Here is a 21,128-nt window from a genome sequence, read left to right as displayed (position 1 = left end):
CTGCGCGCCGCGGTCGGTCCGTCTCGGGATCCATCATCGCGTTGAGGACCAGGTTGACCATGCCGTCGCCGCCCGCCGCCACAATGACATCGGGTGCTTCCGACTCGAAACTCGCGCGCACCACCTTCGCGGCTTGCGCTGCGTCGCTGGGCATTTCGACGGTGAGGTCGGTATCCCGTTCGCGCAAGGCATGTTCGACCGGACGCCACCGCTGTAGGGCCGTCCCGGCATTGGACTGTGGATTCAGGACGACGAGCATTTAATCCTCCTCGATACCCAGCCACTCGCGCAGCCGAGGCCAACCCCCGGTGCTTACTAGACTGGTAGCCGAACAGTCTTGTGGGACAGCCGATTCCAGCACATTCACCAGAAAGACGGGGATCCCGATTCGCGCCGCTGGCGCATCATTGGCGGCGTCATTGCCGATCATCACGCACTCCCCCGGCTCCGCGCCGAGCCGAGCCAGCAGTTCTCGGTAGAACTCGATGCGTGGCTTCGAACGGCGCATATTCTCGCCGCTGGTGCGAAAGGTGAAAACCGACGGGTCGTAGCCGCCCCAACCCAGCCGAGTGACGACCGTGCTGTCCGGCCACAGCGGATTGGTCGCGACCACCTGCACGGTGCCCGCCTCCCGGAGCCGGGCCACCGTATCCAGCGCCCACGGCTCGGGCGGAAAGCACTGGCGCAGGCGCGGAAAGCCCGTCTCCGCCAAGGTCTTCAGTTGCGTCGCGACGGCATCTGGTGCGACGCCGAGCCGGTCGGCGAGCAGTCGCACCATGAGTTCGGTATTGGTGTGCTCGGTGTCGTTGGCGCGCACTTGCTTCAGCACGCCGTAGAGGACGCGCAGAAACCGATGCCGCGGGGTCAACTCGCGGAATACCTGTGCGGCTGCCAGCGGCATGAGCGTTTTGAACCGGCGCCGGTGCAGTCGCACCAGGGTGCCGTCCAGGTCCCACAGCACCGTCCGATATCCGGACCCGCCTCTTTGGGATGCTGTGTGCCCATCCGCCGCCCGACCATCGCCCCGCATCGGGCCGTTTCGCGACGCGGTACGCCCACCCGCCACCCGGCCACCACCCCGCATCGGGTCGCTGCGCGACGCTGTATTCATTCCTGGCTGTCCAGAACCGCTTGCAGATCGTCTCGGGTCAGGCCGAGCTGCGCCGCGTATTCATCAATGCCGGGACGCTCGGCCGCGCTCGTACCGATGCCCGCCCGGCTCGCCAGTTCCGAACCATAGGCGGCACCGAGATCGAAGACCGTCTTGGCCAGTGCCGCCGGAAACAGCCAGCGGCCGAGGTCACGCTGGAATACCCGGGTCAGGCGGTACGGAGCAGCGATCCGCGCACCGAGGTCGGATAGCGCCGATGGGTCGCGCAGCGAACTCATCTTGCGCGCCTCCGCGCCGGGCACCAGCAGCAGATCAGACCACAGCCGCGCGAAGCTGCCGCGCTTCTCCGCGGCGACCGCGGTCATATTGAATTCGGTATAGGCCTTCTCGATGCGCGAGGTGTGGGTCGAGCGGCTGCGCAGCAGAGCGTGGATATCGGCGGTCTTACGCGCGGTGTCATAGCGGGTGAAGCGGTTGACCTTCGGGGCGATCCAGCCGACCACAGCCGCGAATTCGGGGACCGGGACGAGCCGATCGGCCAGCGAAAGGGCGTGGTATATCAGGTTTTCGCTGCCGGCCTTGGCGATTTCACCGGCGAGCAGGTCGTAGTCGAGACCGGTCGCATAGCGCGCCAGATTCCAGATATCGGCGAGTTCGCGCACGCCGGTCTTGTAGTAGGGCAGGTGGATGCCGAGGTGGTGCAGATTGTCCTCGTGTGACATGGCCCAGGCGGGCACACCGTAGAAGTCGATGCGCCGCACCCGGTTCCAGATGGCGGCGTAGTCGATGGTGTACGGGGCCAACGGGGTGATCAGGCCCCAGTGCGTGCCGACGACCAGCGCACCGTCACGGGAGACGAACGACGGCAGGTGGTGGGAGCGTTCGGCGCGTACCTTGGGCGCCTTGCCGAGCAGTTCCGAGGTGGCGAAAAGGCCGAGCTCCCGATAGATCTCGATGACGGTGTCGACCTGGTCGAGTTCGACGAGGATGTCGAGGTCGTTCATGCGCTTGTAGCGCGGGTCGTGATAGATCTCCGTCGAGAACAGCATGCCCTTGAGCACGACACAGCGCACACCGCGTTCGTCGAAGCGGCGCAATAGCTCGAGGGCACCGGCCAGACGCCGATCGTTGACGGCGGCAATGTGATCGGTCACGCCCGCGAAATGCGCGCGCACCAATTCGGGTACCAGCTCGTAGAGGTTTTCGGATTCCAGGCGGCGCTGCACCAGCGGGACGGTCGCATTGACCTTCGCCAGCTCGAAAACCTCGGCCCAATTGGTGATCTCATGGGCGAGCTTCGCCAATTGCGACCGCTCGTCGGGGCTCGGCTCGGCCAGTGCGGCGTGCACCAGCAGGCGCTCGGAAGCCGTTGCACCAGTGGCGATCTCGATTCCGGTCATATCAGCGGATTCCTTCGTATTCGGTGGTGCCGATCTGTTCGGGATGGAAGCCGAAACGGCGCGCAACGGTCGAGATCTTTGCCAGCGCGAAATCCAACTGCTCCCGGCTGAGGGTGGCCATCATGCTGACCCGCAGTCGCTGCTGTTCGCGTGGCACGGCCGGGAATTCGACGCCATTGACGAAGACGCCCTCGGCGTGCAGCGCGGCCACCACCTCGGCAACGGCCAGATGCTGCGGCACGAGAATCGGAATGATCGCGGTCTGCGGATCGACCGCGAAGCCCATTCGCCGCAGTTCCCGCACGAAATAGTCGACATTGTCGTGCAATTGGCGGATGCGCTCGGGATGCGCGTCGATGAAATCGATGGCGGCGAGCACCGAGGCGACCACCGCGGGCGCCAGCGATGCCGAGAACATGTAGGACCGCGCGAAGAAGCGCAGCGTATCGACCAGATCCTTGGAACCGGCGACGAAGCCGCCGGTGGTGGCGAACACCTTCGAGAACGTGCCCATATAGAGCTCGACCGATCCGGGCCCCATGCCGAAATGTTCGGCGGTGCCATGACCTTTCGCACCGAGGACACCGGTGCCGTGTGCGTCGTCGATGGCCAGCCAGGCTCCGAACGAATCGCACAGCGCCCGGATCTCCGGCAGCGGCGCGATATCACCGTCCATCGAGTACACGCCCTCGACGGCGACCACGATATTCGCGCCCGGATTGCGCCAGCGGATCTGCATCAGCCGGTGCCGCAGATGCCGAAGGTCATTGTGGTCGAAGGCCATCGAGCGGACCCGGCCGAGCTGGATGCCGTCGTAGAGGCTGGCGTGGCTCTGCTCGTCGTAGAGCAGGATGTCGCCATTGCGCAGCAGACCGGTCACCCAGCCGACATTGGCGGCATAGCCGGAGGAGAAGACCAGCGCTGATTCGCAGCCCTTGGTCTCGGCGAGACGTTCCTCGAGTCGCCGATGCACCGAGGTGGTGCCGTTAAGCAGCGGCGGTCCACCATGGCCGACACCGAATTCCCGAATGGCGCGGACGGCGGCCTCGACGATCTCGGGTTCATTGCCGAGCCCCAGGTAGTTGTTCGAGCCCAGCATGATCAGGTCGCGGACCGCACCGCCGTCGGGATCGCGCACCTGCACGACGGGTCCGGCCGGTCCGGTGATCTCGCGCAGCACGAACCCGGTGCCGCGCGCATTCGCGACATAGGGCCGGAACTCCTCGAAGCGCTGTTCGAAGGTGTGTGCGGCGGGATCGAGATAATGTTCGAGGCTGAAGTTCTCGCCGTGCCCAGCACCGCTCTGGTGTGGGACGGCCGCAGTGGAAGTCATGAGCTGTGTTCCTGAACGATGGTTGCGGTTCCGGCCTTGCCGTCGAGAATCAGCACATCCCCGGTGGCGACCAGGCGGGTGACGCCCGGAACGCCGACGACGGTGGGGATGCCGAGTTCGCGGCCGATAATGGCGGTGTGCGAGAGCGGACTGCCCTTCTCGCTGACCAGTCCCCCTGCGGCCACCATCAGGAAGACCCAACCGGGATCGGTGCTGGCGGCCACCAGGATCTGCCCGTCGACGACCACATCCGGCTCCGGTGTGGTCAGCACCAATGCCGGAGCTTCGACTCGGCCCGGCGCGCAGCCGATTCCGTGCAGCACACTGCCGGAATCGCCGGTCGGGGCCGGATGTTCGAAGGACGGATCATTGATGCCGACGGCCGCGATGCCTGCCGTGACGATCCGTGTCGGCAACTCCTCGGTGCGCCAGCGCTCGTGGTCGCGTTTGCGGGTGGCCACGGTGCGCGCGGCATCGGTATCGATGGCGGTGCCCCGGGTCAGTGCCGCGATCTCCTCGTAGGTGAGCCAGAAGATATCGCGCGGATCGTCGAGCAGTCCCGCCGCGTACATTTGCCTGCCGTATTCGCGGAACACCCGCTTCACCAGGCCGAATGAGCGGCTGCGGCCAAGGCGCATATTCTCGCGCTGCTTGACATGCTCGCGTGCACGGCCGAGTGCGAACCGGAATGCCATCCGCTGCACGAACTTTCCGCGGAACAGTGCCGCCGCGCTGGCCTCGGCCTCGCGCCGGATCAGCTTCTCGCGCGCCGCCATCTCGTCGATGTTCTGACCGCCACGCAGATAGTTGCGCAGCATCGGCACCAGCCGCTCCGGATGTTCGCCCAGCGGGTCGGTCTCCAGCTTCAGCTCATCGACGGTGCGGTCGCCGAATAGCGCGATATGGCGCAGGCATGCCGCACGGAATTCGGCGAATCCGCTTTGCGCCAGAGCTTTCCACACTTCCTGCGGCTCCAGCGGGCCCTCGAACAGTTCGCGCAGCGCGGCATCGGACCGGACCGTTGCGGTCAAAGCGAGTGCGGAGCGCACCGGGTCGACGCTGTCGACCCCCTCTTCGCCGCAGAACAATTCGTTGCGCAGTGTGCTGGCGGCGGTCTCGGTGAGACCTTCGCGTTCCAGCAGCAGTCCGACAGCGTGGAACATCTGCTGGGCCAGGAAGTCATTGAAGATCTGCACGGCATAGGCGGGCACCAGTTCGTGCAGGCAGCGCTCCATCCACTCCAGTAGCGCCTCCGGATCCCGTTCCCGCTCCGGCGTATCCGGGGCGAGGCGGCGGTCCAGATCGGCGGTGAAGGATTGCAGCTCGGTGAAGAACGCGCGCAGTCGGCGCGGCAGGCGCAACCAGCCGACGGTGATAATGGCGGCGATGCGCAGCCGGAGCAGATACATCTTCGCCCGTGCCAGTCCGCGCTTCGGTGCGGCAGGACGCTGATAGCGGTTCTCGATATTGAGGGCCGCCTCCCAGCCCTCGATGGCGAACTCCATGCCGGGAATCTGCAGGAACAGCCGGTACCAGTTGCTGATGTTGTAGTAGATGCGGCCGTGGGCGGTGCCGACCAGATATGGGTACAGGCTCGCGGCATTGCGGTCGACGATCGCGTCGCTCGCGCCGAAGTCCCTGTGGCAGGCCCGGAATACCTGTTCGTAGGCATTGCGCAGGATGGAGAAGGTGAGCGGGGTGGACAGGCCGGGGTAGGACTCGGCCACATTGACATTGTCGAAGATAGTTTCGCGCGCGCCCGTCGCGGTGATCGGACGTGCCTGGAGCAGGTACAGCACCCCGCCAGCGTCATAGGCCCATTCGACATCCTGTGGGGTGCCGAAGGTTTCGGCCAATGCCGTCGCGGTGTCGACGAGTTCGACCACTCGAGCGTCGGTGAGGGCTTGCTCGGTGACAGCGGTCATCTGTTCGATGACCGTGCCGGAACCATCGGCGGCCACCACTCTGCTCTGCTTCTCGGCGACCGAACGGGACACGATCGTGCGTGCGGCAGTATCGACGAAATAGGTGTCACACTCGACGGTTCCGGCGACCACCCCTTCCCCGAGTCCGAGCGCGGCAGAGACCACGGCCTCGGCCGGATCGCCGGTCTGCGGATTGCAGCTGAAGACGACACCGGATACCGCACTGTCGACCAGCACCTGAACCAGGACGGCACAGTCGATCTCAGCGTTGTCCAGACCGCGGTGCGCCCGGTAGAACAGCGACCGCTCCGAATACGCGGAGGCGAGAACCTCCAGCACCGCCCCGGATACCTCCGCGGGAGCGATATTCAGCAGCGTATCGAGCTGACCCGCGAAGGAATCGGTCGCCGAATCCTCACCGCTCACCGAGGAGCGTACGGCCAGCCGGGCACCGGACTGCGACGTGCGATCGACGATTTCGCCGACATCTGCGTCGAGTTCGGTTCGGATATCCGCCGGTATCGCCGTGGCGAGGATGAGCGCGCGGATCTGCGCCGACACCGCACGCAGCGCGGCCGGATCGGTGTGGTCGAGCGAATCGAGTTCCGCGGCAATGGATCCGCGGATCGGTTCGAGTATGCGAGCGCAGGCCGCGGAGCTGAGCACCACGAAGGGCGGCACCCGATATCCGGCCGCCACCAGCCTGGCAAGGTTCGCCGCCTTGGCGCCGACCTGGGTCGTCAGCGTGGCATCGGCGGCCAGTGCGATGTCGCGGACTGTTGTGCCGACGGCTGCTCCGGGCTCAGCTGCCACCTGTTCGCCGCCTCTCATAGAATCGCTTTGCGAAGCTGTACGCCCACCCGTCACCCGGCCACCACCCCTCATCGAATCGCTGTGCGATGCTGTACGCCCACCCGTCACCCGGCCACCACCCCTCATCGAATCGCCGTGCGATGCTGTGCTCATTGGGCGGCCTCCTGCATGGGCTCGGCCGTCGGCGCGGCGGGCGCACGCGGGGTGAGCCGCACCAGTACCGGATCGGGGGTATTGGAGATCTCGGGGTTCTCCCGCACCCGCATGCCGTTGACGAGTTCGATGTCATAGCGGGCCAACAGCATCGCGATGCCGACCCGCACCTCCGTCAGCGCCATATGCTGGCCGACGCACAGATGTGCGCCCCAGCCGAACGGGAAGTAGCGGAACGGCGGGCGGGCCTTGGTCTGTTCCTTGGTGAACCGGTCGGGATCGAAGGTCAGTGGGGAATCCCAGAATTCGGGAAGTCGGTGATTGACGAACGGGCTGATCACCACGATCGCGCCCGGTCGCAGATCGAAGCGGTCGAAACTGTCCGGCTCCAGTGCGGTGCGGCTGAACGCCCACGCGGGTGGGTGCAGGCGCATCGCCTCATCGATCGCACGACCGGTCAACTCCAGCGCGGGCAGCGCGCGGCCGACATCGTCGGTCAGCGCCAGCGCGACATCGACTTCATCACGCACGCGGGCGAGCACGGCCGGGTTGCGGCACAGTTCGTAGATCGTCCACGCCATCGCACCGCCGGTTGTCTCGTGTCCGGCGAGTAGGAAGGTGAGCACCTCGTGTCGCAGTTGCTCATCGTCCATCGCGTGTCCAGCGTCATCGCGCGCCGCGAGCAGCCGCGCCAGCAGGGACGTCGCGTCGACCTCGGCGGCCCGATGCCGCTGGATCACGCTGTCCACCACGCGATGCAGCCGTTCGAGCACACCTTGGAAGCGCCGATTGGCCGGAGTCGGCACGCTCGGTGGCACCTGGATGGGTGCGGACATATGCCGCATCACCCACGAAACACCCTCGCGCACATCGTCTTCGATCTGTGGTAGCACGCCGTCGATATCGGCGCCAAGGACCGCACGGCACACCACATCGGCCGCGAAGCCCATTACCTCGGGAACCAGGTCGAAGGCCGCACCGCCGGCCGCGTAGCCGTCGAGCCGGTCCAGCATCCGCTGCCCGCACTGCTGCATCAGCGGAATCTCGGTATCGACATGGCGGCGCGAGAAGGCCGGTTTGATCAAGGCGCGCTGACGCTTCCACAGTTCGCCGCCGCTGGTGAGCAGGCCGGGTCCGAGCAGATGGTTCAGGCTCTGGTAGCTGATCCCCTTCTCGTACTTGGCCGCATTGGTGACCAGCACCTGGTTGATATGGTCCGGCTCCACCAGCAGGTGCAGTTGCTGGTGCACCAGGCGCAGCCGGACGCTGCCGCCGTGCGCGACCGCCTGCTCGTAGAACAGCGCGAGCGGGTCGGCGCGGTAGTCCGGATACGCGCCGAGCGGATGCCGCAGCGTCGGACCGGCGAGTCGACGGCCACATTCGCTCATGCCGCTCCCCCGGCGCCGACCAGATCTTCCTCGACCAGGAACAGTCGCCGGGCCTCCGCGCGCTGTACCTTGCCGCTGGTGGTTTTCGGGATGCTGCGCGGCGGCACCACCCGAACACCGGCGGGCAACACACCGGTGCGCTTGCTCACCGCCACGCGCACGGCGCGCCGCAGCGTATCGTGTTCGTCGGCGTCGGCAGCGGACTCGACGATCAGGTGCAGTTCCTCCGAAAGCCCTTGGATATCGGCATGACCGACCGCGGCGACACCACCCAATCGCACGCCCGCGACTTCCTGCGCGGCGAGCTCGAAATCGGTAGGCAGGTAGTTCGCGCCGCGGATGATGATCAGGTCCTTATGCCTGCCGGTAATGCGCAACCTGCCGTCGCGCAGGTAGCCGATATCGCCGGTGTCCCACCAGCCGTCGCTGGTGGCGGCCGCGGTCTCCGCGGGTAGCCGGAAGTAGCCGATGGTCATGGAGGGACCGCGGAACTGGATGCGGCCGACGATATCCGCACCGCAGATCGCGCCGTCCTCGGCCACAATGCGAACCTCGGTGCCCGGCAGCGGCGCGCCGCAGTCGACGATGTGCATCGCGTCGGGATCGTCCTGCGGAATATCCAGGGCCACACCGTTTCCGGTGAGCGCACGGCGCGATATCGCGTCGTAGGCGATCGGCGCGTGCGGGCGGTTGACCGTGACCGCAAGGGAGGCCTCGGCCATTCCGTAGCACGGCACCAGCGCGTCCTTCGGCAGCCCCCACGCGGCGAATCGGTCGACGAAGCGCTGGACGGTCGGCGGATGGATGGGTTCCGCACCACAGAACAGGAATCGCCAGGTCGACAGGTCGACGCCGGCGAGTTCGGCATCGGTGATCCGGGCCGCGGCATACCCGTAGGCGAAATTCGGTGCCGCCGTGATTGTTCCGCGATACCGGCTGACCGCGCGCAGCCAATCCCCTGGACTGCGCAGGAACCGGCTCGGCGGCATCAACACCGCATCGAAGCCACGGAACACCGGTGTCAGGAATCCGCCGATCAGCCCCATATCGTGGTGCAGCGGCAACCAGCCGACCCAGGTGTCACCCGGCCCCATCGAGGCGACCCCGGCGATCTGTTCGCAGTTGGCCGCGAGATTGGCGTGGGTGACCTGCACACCCTTCGGTGTTCCGGTCGACCCGGAGGTCGCCTGGATGAAGGCCAGATCCCCCGGCTCGGGAAGTCTGGGGGCCAGCGCGGGCGCATCCACCGTACCGGCCACTGCGTGCAGCACATCGCCGTCGATGGCCGCCACGGCATCCGGCAGTGCTCCCCCAGCGAGCACCGACGATGTCGCGACCACCGCCGCCGGTTCCAGATAGGCGACCAGCCGAGTGAACTTGTCCCGGAAGATATCCGCCGAACCGAAACCACCCGGCGTCGCCACCGCGGTCGGCACCGCACCGAGTAGCAGCGCGCCGAAGAATGCGGTGACGAACTCCGGCGAGGTGGGCAGGCACAGCATCACCCGATCGCCCGGCTCGACTCCCGCGGCGGCCAATGCGGCCGCGCTGCGTCCTGCCGCGGCCGCGAGATCATCATGACGCCAGGCGGTTTCGCCGCCGGAGCCGTCACCGCCACGCTCCGGAACGAAGATCGTGGACGGGCCGGTCGTGGCACGCTCGGCATTGGCCAGCAGCGCGTGCACGATCGTCGGATGCTGGGGAGTCGGCACCGTCATTGCTCACCCCGCACGTACTGCACGATCTCGCCGACCGTATTCAACTGTGCTGCAGCGTCTTCCGGAATGCTGATGCCGAACGCCTGCTCCAGCTGAATGGTCAGCTCGATGGCCGTCGGCGAATCCAGTCCGTAGTCGATCAGTTGGGCGGCGGAGTCGATATCGTCCGCCGAAACCCACAGCACCTCACCGACAATGGCGCGCACCCGCGCCTCGACCGCGGTGGCCGGGGTACCTGCCTGTGTACTCATCCGAGCAACTTCCCTTCCGTCACGCAGGCGCGCACCGACTCCTCCAGGTCGACACCGTCGGCGGTGTCGATGCGGTGGAATTCCACTTCGGGGAAGGCCGCCGCGAGGGTGTCGCGCACCTGTAGATATCCGTCACGCAGGGCTCCGAGCCGCTCTGCGGTTTCGTGGGCCTCCTTCGGCCCGTCCCCCGAACGTTGCGCACACCGAGTCGCTGCCTGTTCCGGCGGTGCGTCCAGCCAGAGCACCGCATCGGGCAGTGTGGTGCGGAACCGGTCGGCGAAGCCGGGGACCGATTCGGTCACGTCCCGGCGCACCAGATCCGCGATTTCCGAGAGCAGATCCCAGATGTCCGGGGAGCTGCCCAGACGGGTGGATTCGGACCGCTGCCAGGCCAGGATGTCATCGAAGGTGCCCGGCCGGTGGCGTTCCAGTACGGTCGCGATCTCCGCCGCGCGGTCGTGACCGTTCCATTCCGGGCGGGCCAGTGCGACATACAGCGGTCCGTAGACCAGCAGTTCGATCAGCGGATGCCGTTCGAAGACCAGCACATCCGGCGACCAGGTGTTCAGGAAATGCCGCTCCACCGGTCCGAACAGCGTCATCTGCAGATACATCGCCGTGGCCTTCATCTCCAGGCTGGCGATTTCGTCACATCCGACGCTGAAGGCCTTGAGCTGCTCGGACAGCTCGGACAGCGGCACATTCCTGGTGTTGTGGAAGTCCGGGCAGGTCATCGAGGCGAAAGAGCCGGTGGCCGGTACCAATTCGCGCAATCGTGCCAGCACCGAGGATTTGCCAGCGCCATCGATGCCGACGATCGCGACACGGCGGGCCCGGCCCGTCGCCCGAGCGTCGGCTCCCAGCGAATCGCTGCGCAATACTGTCTCGGTGCTCACCGGTCGTCCTCCCGCAGTTGGGCGAGTACGGCCTTGGTGATCTCGGCCGGGGCCGCGGTGCCGTCCAGACGGATCCAGCCGAACTCCGCCGACAAGGCCTCCAATGTGTCGTGGCTGCGACGCTGGAATTCCAGGAAGGTCGCCTCGTCGCCGTAACCGCTTTCGTAGTCGCTGCGCAACTGCTTGCGCCCCAGCGCATCCTCCGGACGCACCGAGAGGTAGAAGGTGCGGTCGGGTTCCGGGAATCCGGCCGCCAGCTTGCGCAGCACCGTCGCATCGCCGCCGTGGGCGACCTCGGTGGCGAAGTACTTGTACCAGTAGGCATTTGCCAGCAGGATGTCCGCGCCGCGCTCGGCGGCCAGATCGAAGGACAGCTGCATGGCGTGGAACAGGAAGTGCGCCCGGCTCAGCGGAGACAGCAGCTTCAGGTAACCGTAGATCTCGGCCGGGCTGCGCCAGGGCAGTTTCGAGGAGACCTTCGGATCGAGGAATGCGTCCCAAATGGTCACGGCGGCAACGCTTTGGCCTTGTGCCTCGAATTCCGCGGCGATGCGGGCCACCTGGGTCGTCTTACCCGATCCGTCGGCACCGGCGATGCAGATCAGGCGCTTGCGTGCAGTCAGTGGTTCATCCGTTCTGCTGGCCGCCGGACGCGGACGCTCCGGGGGCTGGAGTTGTTGTTGGGGATGCGCGGGCCGCAATGGCACCGCACGCGCGGGCTCATCCGGCTGCGGGACCAGTGGTTCGGCGGGTACCGGACGCTCCCGCGACGGCTCCGGTTCCGGGACGGCGGCCGCGAGGATTTGCTCGTGGTCGCCGCTGGCGGACACCAGCGCGACCGGCGCTGCCTCGGCGGAGACCGCAGCCTCCAGCACACTGATGACTCCGGTACCGCCATCGACCCGGATCCGCTGTCCGGAGCGCACCGCCGTCGTCGCACCGGCGACATTGAGCACCGCCGGAATTCCGTACTCCCGCCCGATGACCGCGGCATGTGAGAGCATCCCGCCGACCTCGGTCACCACGGCGGCGACCAGTCCGAGCGCTGGCGTCCACCCCGGATCGGTGAACCGGGTGACGAGAATGTCGCCCTCGCGCAGCTGATCGATATCGGCCAGCGAGGTGATCACCCGGGCGGTGCCCTCCGCGAGACCTGGACTGCACCCGAGTCCGGTCAGATCGCCGTCGCCGATCTCGCGGACCGCGCCCACCGTGACACCACCGCCGAGCTCATGCGGCGGCACCAGATCCCGATAGCCCGCGTAAACCGCACGGCGGTACGCGATCTGGGGTGCGAGCGTGGCGATCTCCACCCGTCCGGCCGCGAGATCGCTCAGCTCGTCGATGGACAGCTGGAACACATCGTCGGCCTGCTCGAGCGTGCCCGCCGCGGCGAGCCGCACCCCGGCCTCGACGACATAGGCGCGCACGATGGCATAGCACTGCGAGGAGAACTCCCGCATGCGTTCACGCGCGACCAGATACCGCCGCATCCGATCGACCTGCTTGTCCAGCGCCTTGGCGTGCTTCACCCGAGCCAGCGGCTTGGCCCGCACCCGCGCCCGCACCGCGGCCAGTTCGTCCTCGTAGCGTTTGCGCTGATCCACCAGCGTCACATCGGGATCCGCCGGCACGGTGCCGTGTTCGAGCATGACCGCGATCATCGATCGCACCCGCTCGGGCTCCTCCGACCAGCGCGGGCTGGTCAGATCCAGCTCCGCATCGGCGTGGAAACCCTGCTCGTCCAGGAAGGCGTCGATGGCCTCGGTCCACTCGGGACTGTCGAGTCCGTGCACGCTTGCCACCCGGTGCAATTCGACAATGCCGCGCTGCAGCTGCATATGGCTGATATCGGCGAGCCCGCCCATCAGATCGATCGCCGAAGTGGTCACACCGGTCGCGGCGTCGACCTTGTCGAGCAGCTGCTTGAAGTCGGTCTGCACGCTGGAGTTGTTGTAGATGGTGGTGAAGTAGGCGCGCTCGGTGTTGGCATGGAAGGTCAGCAGGCAGTCCGCCAGATCGGCGACGAAGGTGGCCGCATCGGTCCGCGGCAGTTCTCGAACCCGCTCGCGCCATACCGCGTGCTTCGCGGGCCATTCGGCCGCGAATGCCTCGACCGCGGCCAACTGATCCTGGTAGCTCTTCGGCACGGCCAACGCCGCTGGCAGTGCCTTGGCGATGGTCTTGGCATTCGTCGGGGTGCGGTGCGGTCCGTTGGGGCCGTAGTCGTTGAGCACGCCGAGGTCATCATCGAAATGCTGTTCGTCGAAACCGGGGATGCGGAAGAAGCACTGCTTGACCGCGCTGACATTCCAGTAGGCGCGGCCGTAGTACATGGCCATCCAGTCCGGCTCCACACCGGGTTCGGTCAGCTTCAACCGCTCCATGAACTGCTGCATCGAATGCTGGAAGGCGTTGTCGTACAACGAGAACATCATCGGCGTGCAGACCCGCGCCGAGACGCCGCCGTCACGCAGATCGGCATCGGAGAACTGGTCGATATCGGTGCGCCAGGTGATTGCGGTAATGGCCCGCGCCTGCAGCAGCCACAGCTTTCCGTCACCGTCGATGGCCCATTCGATGTCCTGCGGACGGTGCCGGTGCGCCTGTACCGCGAGCATGAGCGCGGCGAGTTCGGCAGTGGCGCTGGCATTCAACGCCACATCCTCATCGCCCGCCACCCGCTCGACCACCGAACCATCGAACAGCCGCAGCGTGTACCTGGTCGGCGTGACATGTCCGGAGACGAGTCGTTCACCTAGACCGTTGCACGCTTCGACGACCGCATTGTCCTCGATGCCGGTGAGCGCATCGATACTGAAACCCACTCCGGCACAGCGGGCCTCGACCATGCGCTGCACCAGCACGGCCACCGAGGCGCCTGCCTCGCGGTACCCGTGCCTGGCCAGATAGGTGCGAACTCGCTCGTTGTGCACCGACTCTCGGCACTGCTCGATATACCCGCGCAGGGCCGCGACATCGGTGATGTCGAGATAGGACTCGTACTGACCGGCAAAGCTGGCGTCATCGAGGTCTTCGAGCACACCACTCGAGCGCGCGGCGACCGGGAATCCGCCCAGTGCGCGCACCCAGCCGCTCAGGTCCTCGTCGGAGACCCGGGTCAGATCGAGATCGGCGGTGACGACGAAGCCGGGCGGGACCTCGAATCCGGCGACGATCAATTCGTGCAGCGTGCCCGCCTTGCCACCGGCGCGGTCCGGTGCGAAATCGGCCGCGCCGAGGAACATCGGGGCAGGTGTGGCTGCGGTGGGAGTTTCGGACACGGTGGGAGCTCCTGTCGGAAGCAGAACCGGGCGCACATCGTGACGGGCGGCCAGATCGTGCGCGGCGCGCACACCTGCCGCGGTCAGGCCGCCATAGGACGGACTCGCCGTGCGCGGTTCGAAACCGAGCAGAATGGTTTCGGCCATGCAGGCGTAGACCACCCCGGCGGGCAGCCCGGTTTCGGGAAATGGAGGTGTCTGGCCGAGCGGCAGCGCCATGCGCCCGCCGGAGACCAGGGTGATATTCGGTTGGTGGGACACCGCGGGATCCACATCGCCGGGGACCGCGAGATCGACCACGAGCACCGGATGGTCGCCGGCCAACCGCTCGGCGGTGACCACGGGCACGGCCGAATTAGTGGCGGTGAGGACGATGCGGCAGGTGCGCAGCGCGGTCAGGTCCTCACTGACCGTCACCGCGCCGGGCAGCGAGGATGCGACCCGATTCAGCCGCGACGCCGATCCGGCGCGCCCGACCAGGGTCACCGAATCCGCCAGCGGCGCGAGCAGTTCCGCCATCACCGCGCCGATATTGCCCAGCGCGCCGAGGATTCCGACCCGTCGCTGCCCCGGTTCGAGGCGGGCGAGTTCGGCCCGGACCACCTCGAAGGCGCAGGCCGCGGTGAGCGAATTGCCCGAGGTCACCTTGACGGTGTCCTCCACGACATCGCGCGAGGCGTTGGTGACGATCGAGGTGTAGCCGCCGAGCCCGATCACGCTGGCGCCCAGGGCGATCGCCTGCTCCACCGCCTCCAGCACCAGATCGCGCAGCCAGGCCCGATGTCCGGCACGCTGGCATTCGATGATCTGTTCGGCCGAGATCGGCACCGCGATCAGACAGACCTCGACCGCGGCGCCGGTCGGCGACGTGACGAGCTGCCTGGTCAGTTCGAAGGGTTCGGCCACCCCGCGCAGCCGTTCGAACAGTGCGGCGAACTGACCGTCGGACCATTCGGCCAGTTCCGGTGCGAATCTGCGCAGATCCGCGGCATCGGGCAGATTGGCGAGGAAGACCACCCGGGTCGGGGCGTTCCAGTCGCGCGCGACCTCGTTGGTGCGCCGCCGCGACGGCGACTTATGTTCCGGCACCGGCCAATTCGTGGTGACCGGTGCGGCCAGATGCGCGAGCAGTCGCGGGTAGTCGCCGCGGTGCAGCAGTGCGGCGAGATCGTCGAGTGCCGCCGCCAGCCGGTCCAGCTCCGCATCGGCGAGGAAAGCCGAGGGCTGGATACGCAGCGTGGTCGGCGCGGAAAGCGTTGGCAGCATACGGATCTGATGGGTGTGCAGCAGATAACCCGCCACCACGTATCCGAACATCTCCGGATCGCAGATCTCGCGCAGCAGTGCCGATGCCGGTTCCAGCGGCGCTAGTTCGATGCCCTGCAGCAGTCCGCGACCGCGGACGGCGACGATCTCCTTCGGCCAGCGTCGTGCCACCGCATCGAGCCGGGACCGCAGTTGCGCGCCGGTGTCGGAAATGCGGATCTGGTTGTCCCGCAGTAGGTCCAGCGCGGCATCGGCGACGGTGCAGGACAGGTCGTCATCGGCGAAGGTCGAGGTGTGGTAGCGGCCGAAATCGGCGATGGAGTGCTGCCGGTCGACCAATAGGGCGGAGATCTTCACCAAGCCGCCGCCCAGCGATTTCGAGAGCAGGTAGTAGTCCGCCGCGACCCCCGAGGGCGTCGACGCGAGGAAGGTTCCGGTGCGGCCCATGCCGCACTGGATCTCGTCGAAAACCAGGGCCGCCGTGTGCAGATCGGCCAAACCGCGCAATGCGCGCAGGGTCGCCGCGGGAACTTCGCGGACACCGCCCTCGCCCTGGATCGGCTCGGCGAATACCGCCGCGATCGGCGAGATCCGGGTCCACGACCGGACCGGCCGACCGGTGCCGTCGAAGGTGATCCGGCATATCGGTCGCAGTTCCTCGGTGAACGCCGCGGCGACCTCGTCCGGCTCCCAGGTGTCGAGCCTACGCCGCTCCGGACCCGGCACCACCAGATCCGCGGGGGTATCGGCCTGCTCGGTCAGCGCGAACGCACCGGCCGTCTTGCCGTGAAAGGCTCCGGCCAGCGAGACAAAAACCGGTCCGCGACGGCGTAGTTCATCGATCTCGCGCAACGATTCGGCGAGAATCTCCGCGACCGAACGGCCGTCGTCGCCGGTGGCACCGGATCCATTGTCGGCCACGGCGATCGGACGCACATCGTGCAGACCGTCGCGCCGAACCCGGCGCAATGTGCGGCGCAGTTCGGTCTCCAGCTCGCCGAGCGCACGCGCATGCGCGACGGCCGCGTGCCGGATCGCCGCCTCGACCGCATCCGCACCGGTCGATCCGAAGGTCACCACGTACTCACGGCCAGTGCTGGCCGCCACCGCCGCCGAGAGCCGACGCGCCAGCCGCGCGGCTCCGGGCCGGACGCTGCCCTGGGCGACGAACGGGGTCTGCTGATTGAGCCGCGCGGTCGCCACCCGCACCAGCGTCGGATGGTTGTGCCCGAACAGCGCCGCCCCGAAACCGCTGACCAGATCCAATACCCGCGCACCATCCGAGCGGATCAGGTAGTCACTTTCGGCGCCCGTATATACCAGATCCAGATGGCACGCACGCAGCAGCCGAGCCAGCCCCGGACGGTTGTACCGTGCGAAATCATCGAATAATTCGTGTTCGGAAACAATGGCAGCGGTATTTATTTGTTCCGGAAACAGAACGCTCGCGGACAAGGCCTATGCTCCGATACCCGAGTGCCGATTCGCGGCGGACTTGGCTACCACACAGTCGATTACGTCGCGGGCGGTGTGCAGCGCCGCGGCCTCCTCGTCGGAGATCTCGATGCCGAAGGTGCGCTCGAGTTCGATGACGAGTTCGGCCGACCGTACCGAGTCCAAGCCATAATCCAGCAACGGCGTATTTACATCGATCTCGGACACCCGCAGACCCCGCGAAAAGAGTTCGCGCACCTGCTCGTCAACATGGTTCAACCCGGTCATCACTCACCCTCCGTCGCGCTCGAACCTGCCGCGTCCGCCATGCGCGCAACGCGGCCAGAGACCGCGGACTCCACCGAACAGATCATGAATCCTTGCTGGTAACTGCGGAATTCAACGCCAGTCGAGACTGCGCTCACTTGCCCTCCGTTACGGCAATCGGGACTGTCACGTCCAATATCTCGTCCATGTGCACAACTGTTGGCAATCACAGCGGCGCATGCACACATCTGTACACCGCTGATTTGCAGCTGGCAATGTCAATAGCCTTGCAGTACAGCCGGTTCGATCCATCAGCAACTGTTTCGCTAATCCGACTCGGCAAAGTGCACGAGACCCACGCACACCCGCCAAAAAGGGGGCCCGACGAGTCCCCGTCTGAGACAACACATTCCGCGATTCGACGTCACCGATAATTCATCAATTCGGCCGCACCGCCGGACGACAGGATCAATTTCCAATAAATGCGCTGTTCACGCCCGGTTCACTGAGCGGACAGCGGAGATTCCAAACCAACTCATCGGTATTTTTGTTTTGCATTGGGCGCTAACACATTCCGCGCTGAATGCAAAGTCACGTAACCCCATTTTTACGTCATGTCGCACGGCGCACGCACGGCCCGGACTCCCGGCTAACTTTTGGTCCGATCCACGGATGTGACGGCTCTCATTACTCGTCGGTAGCTCCTCTGAAACACTGTGACCGGTCACAAGGGCATCCCGGCCGGGCTAGCGCACTCTCACAGAACCGAGCGAACCGGTCCACGGCCGACCTCGGACAGTTAGTGTGAATGCGCCACACAGCAACATCGGGGGCCAAAGGAGTCGCCTATGTCCGTCGACCACTCGACCCGGCCGACTCTGACCCTCTCGGGTAAGCCGATGTCGTCGCCACTCAAGGACGTCCGCGCGCTGTCTCGGCAGATGGTCGGCCACTTCGTCGACAACGTCATCCCGTGCGCGACGATGCCGGGCGAAGCGATCACCGGCGATTTCACCGCCAGCACCCGCGTCTGCCTCGAGATCGCGGTCAGCATGCTGGACGGTAAGGACATCCCGGAAAAGGTTCGGCGGCTCGAGGACCATGCCGCCGGGTGGGCCCGCGAGGGCGTGCCGATCGACACCATCCTGCATTCCATCCACGAGGGCTTCCAGATGGGCCTCGACCTGGTGGTGTCCAAGGCGACGACGAAGGACTACGACAATCTCGTCGACGGCGCGAAGATGGTCATCGCGCTGCTGGACAAGCTCACCTCGGCGATCTCGGTCGCCTATGTCCGGGAGCTGCGCGCGGTCGTCAGCGAGCACCACACCGCTGTGCACACCCTCACCTCGGCGCTGCTCGGCGGGCACAGCACCTCGACCATGGCACGCGAATGCGGCATCGCCATCGCCGAGTCCTACAGTGTTCTCGCCGTTGCCATTCCGCCCCATCGTGATGAGCACAATCCGATGCTCGACGCCCAGGTGGTGGCCCGGCGCAAGCTGCGTCGACTGCAGGCCGAACTCGCGACCCGATGCGGTGCCAGCGCGCTGTCGCTGCTCAGCGTGGACGGCGGCACCGTGCTGATCCCGGCGACGCAATTCGACAACGATCAGCTCGAAGCCGTGGTGACGCGCATGTCGCATGCCGCGCAGGTCGGGATCACCGTGACAATGGTCGAGGCCACGCCGGAACATATTCCGAACGCGGCCGACCAGGCGCATGAGCTGCTCGATATGGTGCAGCGGCTGCAGGCGGTGGCCGGGCTGTATCACTTCGACGAACTCGCCCTCGAATACCAGCTCACCCGGCCCGGTCCAGGCCGTGCATACCTCGGCTCGCTGCTCGATCCCCTCGACGAACACCCCGAACTGCTGGAGACCCTGCAACGCCATATCGGCAACAACCTCAACCGCCAGCGCACCGCCCGGGTTCTGCACGTGCACACCAATACCGTCGACTACCGGCTCAAGCGCATCGGACAGCTCACCGGATTCGATCCGTCCCAGCCGTCCGGGCTCTGGTACCTGCGCTCGGCCCTGGTCGCGCGCACATACCGCACCTGATGCGGGCCCACCGGGCGAGCGCAGGGGGTCGCTCGGTGGACCATCGCGCGGTACGTCAGGACGCAGTGCCCCGGCCCAGCGCGGCGTCGGCCGAGTAGGCGCCCGCACCGACGATGAGCAAGAACACGCTGCCGCATAGTTGCGCCAGGTCGACCCGGGATTCGTGCACGAAGTCCCACCACCCGGACTTGCCGGTGAACAATGCGGCCGTACCCCAGAGGATGGGCAATTTGGTGATCAGCAGTGCGCCGACCATATCCACGATCATCGGGATCGCGGCCAGCCGCGTGAGCAGACCAACCAGAATCAGTGCACCGCAGCCGATTTCGAAAACTCCGTCGAGTGGGGCAACGAACCCCGCCGCCGGGATATCGGCCCTGTCGAACCGTCCGGTGCCGAGTTCATCGGGCCGTAGGAACTTCAGAATGCCTTCGAAGAGAAAGACCGCGCCGACATACAGGCGGATCAGCACCACCGAGCCGGGCGCGGTGGTCGCGGTAATCCGGGCGAGCCAGTTGCCATTGGTAGACATGCGACCTGCCTTTCGAACCACAATCCTATGAGACCCAGCACTGCCGACACCTGATCCTCGGCAGAACTGCCTCCGATGGGTCATTGGTCCCGGTAGCCCGGCTAGCTGACCGGTGAAGCCCCGCCCTGCATCACGCCCGCGTCGCATCGGTCGCCGTGGGACTATCGGGCCTTCGCCCGGCATTGTCAACGCGCCGGGGTCTCGCTGCAACACGCACGCTCTACCACCTCATGCGCGGCTACGGCGATCTGCGCGACTTGGGCGCTATCCGCCACCTGGTCATCGATGATCGCGCAATCGCTGGCTCTGCCACAGCCGCAGTCGACGACGCTCACGCCATGACCTCAGGTATGGCCGACCCGCCCCGAAGGCCCACGCCGGTGAGCCGGGATCTTCAACCGTGGCGATCGGCTCCGAGTTCGAGAGACGCTCACGCCCAGGATATTTCGTGAGGTCCGAGTCGAAACGGGCGACTATGTGGCGAGTTCGGACGCATTGCGACTCGCTGATGTGGACAAGGTCGGCGAGAAATATGACCTTGGTCCGATTCCCACAGGACCAACGCCCCTGCCCGCACGGGCTCCACGCGGGCAGGGTGATCGATGGGCCGCGGCGAAACCGCCCCGCCGCGGCCCGATCTCAACCGACACTGGAGGAAATACCGTGAGCGACAGGACATCCGGCGAGCCGTACCACAGCAAGCCCGGCGAAAGCCTCGCCGACCCATACAACATCCCCGGGATCGTGCTTTTCATCGCCGGAGTTGTGGGCCTGGCATCCACCCTCACCGCGGCAGGCTATGGATTCGCGGGCTGGACCGCTCTCGGGGCCATTGTCACCGCACTGTGCTTCATCACCAGCGTCACACTGTTCGTCCTCGAGCACGAACGCCTGCGCCGACTCGCTCGCCGCGGCTGATCTCCGCTCAATGCGCGCGGACCACGATCATCGGGACCTCTACCGCATGCAGGAGGGCGTTGCTGGGAGGTGCGCGTGGCTGGACCACCGCAGTGCTGACCGAGCCAGCAGCGAACGTGCCGAGGCCCCGGCTGCCGACCACCAGCATCCAGGCGTGCACGGAGCGTTCGAGCAACGCTGCCGAGACCGGATCGGCGGTAGTAATGGCGAGGTCCGCACCCGGCGCGCCAACTGGTAGCCATCGAATCGGCGCAGACCATTAGGAAAACGTGCCAGCACCGTTCCAGCATTGTGCGCCGCAGACTCCGACGCGACGGCCGAAAGCCATCGGAAACTCCCTCGGATGTCCGAAGGTCCCCCGCTGAGCGTCGGT

14 protein-coding genes are annotated in these 21,128 nt (G+C 66.3%); 2 read left to right on the top strand and 12 right to left on the bottom strand.

Annotation, left to right across the window (positions count from 1 at the left end; translation table 11 throughout):
* From ABZW16_RS21190 to ABZW16_RS21140, 11 genes are all read right to left on the bottom strand, one after another.
* A partial coding sequence (locus tag ABZW16_RS21190; protein ID WP_354957654.1) for an acylglycerol kinase family protein occupies positions 1-259 on the bottom strand: 259 nt, incomplete at its 3' end.
* Positions 260-961: an HAD family hydrolase gene (locus ABZW16_RS21185; protein WP_354957653.1), complete on the bottom strand. Its 702-nt coding sequence runs from the start codon at positions 959-961 to the stop codon at positions 260-262.
* Between the two features lie 146 nt (positions 962-1,107).
* Positions 1,108-2,511 (bottom strand): nucleotidyltransferase family protein, encoded by a 1,404-nt coding sequence (locus tag ABZW16_RS21180; protein ID WP_354957652.1) that lies wholly within the window; start codon positions 2,509-2,511, stop codon positions 1,108-1,110.
* A gap of 1 nt (position 2,512) precedes the next feature.
* Positions 2,513-3,844, bottom strand: coding sequence for a pyridoxal phosphate-dependent aminotransferase family protein (locus ABZW16_RS21175; RefSeq protein WP_354957651.1), 1,332 nt, complete (start codon positions 3,842-3,844; stop codon positions 2,513-2,515).
* Positions 3,841-6,582: a PEP/pyruvate-binding domain-containing protein gene (locus tag ABZW16_RS21170; protein WP_354957650.1), complete on the bottom strand. Its 2,742-nt coding sequence runs from the start codon at positions 6,580-6,582 to the stop codon at positions 3,841-3,843. The genes ABZW16_RS21175 and ABZW16_RS21170 overlap by 4 nt, the downstream gene beginning before the upstream one ends.
* A gap of 149 nt (positions 6,583-6,731) precedes the next feature.
* Positions 6,732-8,123, bottom strand: a complete 1,392-nt coding sequence (locus ABZW16_RS21165; protein WP_354957649.1) for a cytochrome P450 — start codon at positions 8,121-8,123, stop codon at positions 6,732-6,734.
* Positions 8,120-9,841, bottom strand: coding sequence for a fatty acyl-AMP ligase (locus ABZW16_RS21160; protein ID WP_354957648.1), 1,722 nt, complete (start codon positions 9,839-9,841; stop codon positions 8,120-8,122). Before ABZW16_RS21160 ends, ABZW16_RS21165 begins: the two co-directional genes overlap by 4 nt.
* The gene (locus tag ABZW16_RS21155) at positions 9,838-10,092 is read right to left on the bottom strand and encodes a phosphopantetheine-binding protein (protein WP_354957647.1); all 255 of its coding nucleotides are present in this window, start codon (positions 10,090-10,092) and stop codon (positions 9,838-9,840) included. Before ABZW16_RS21155 ends, ABZW16_RS21160 begins: the two co-directional genes overlap by 4 nt.
* Entirely contained in the window at positions 10,089-10,988 is a 900-nt protein-coding gene (locus ABZW16_RS21150; protein ID WP_354957646.1) for a hypothetical protein, read from the bottom strand. Before ABZW16_RS21150 ends, ABZW16_RS21155 begins: the two co-directional genes overlap by 4 nt.
* Complete coding sequence (locus ABZW16_RS21145; protein ID WP_354957645.1) at positions 10,985-16,993, bottom strand: aminotransferase class III-fold pyridoxal phosphate-dependent enzyme; 6,009 nt, start codon at positions 16,991-16,993, stop codon at positions 10,985-10,987. Before ABZW16_RS21145 ends, ABZW16_RS21150 begins: the two co-directional genes overlap by 4 nt.
* Positions 16,994-16,996: 3 nt before the next feature.
* A complete protein-coding gene (locus ABZW16_RS21140; RefSeq protein ID WP_354957644.1) occupies positions 16,997-17,260 on the bottom strand; it encodes an acyl carrier protein in 264 nt (87 codons plus the stop codon).
* 827 nt (positions 17,261-18,087) lie between these two features.
* Here ABZW16_RS21140 and ABZW16_RS21135 point away from each other — a divergent pair.
* Positions 18,088-19,305 carry a helix-turn-helix domain-containing protein gene (locus ABZW16_RS21135; RefSeq protein WP_354957643.1) on the top strand — a complete coding sequence of 406 codons (1,218 nt, stop codon included), beginning with the start codon at positions 18,088-18,090 and terminating at the stop codon, positions 19,303-19,305.
* A 55-nt stretch (positions 19,306-19,360) separates the two neighbouring features.
* On the opposite strand, the gene ABZW16_RS21130 is transcribed toward ABZW16_RS21135, so the two are convergent.
* A complete protein-coding gene (locus ABZW16_RS21130; protein ID WP_354957642.1) occupies positions 19,361-19,837 on the bottom strand; it encodes a DoxX family protein in 477 nt (158 codons plus the stop codon).
* Positions 19,838-20,500: 663 nt separating this feature from the next.
* Here ABZW16_RS21130 and ABZW16_RS21125 point away from each other — a divergent pair.
* Positions 20,501-20,755, top strand: a complete 255-nt coding sequence (locus ABZW16_RS21125) for a hypothetical protein (protein WP_354957641.1) — start codon at positions 20,501-20,503, stop codon at positions 20,753-20,755.
* The last annotated feature ends 373 nt before the right edge of the window (positions 20,756-21,128 follow it).

The organism is Nocardia sp. NPDC004604, from assembly GCF_040609795.1.
GTDB lineage: Bacteria > Actinomycetota > Actinomycetes > Mycobacteriales > Mycobacteriaceae > Nocardia.
The sequence above is the reverse complement of the archived record's forward strand: the minus strand, read 5'-3'. Positions and strand labels throughout refer to the sequence as shown.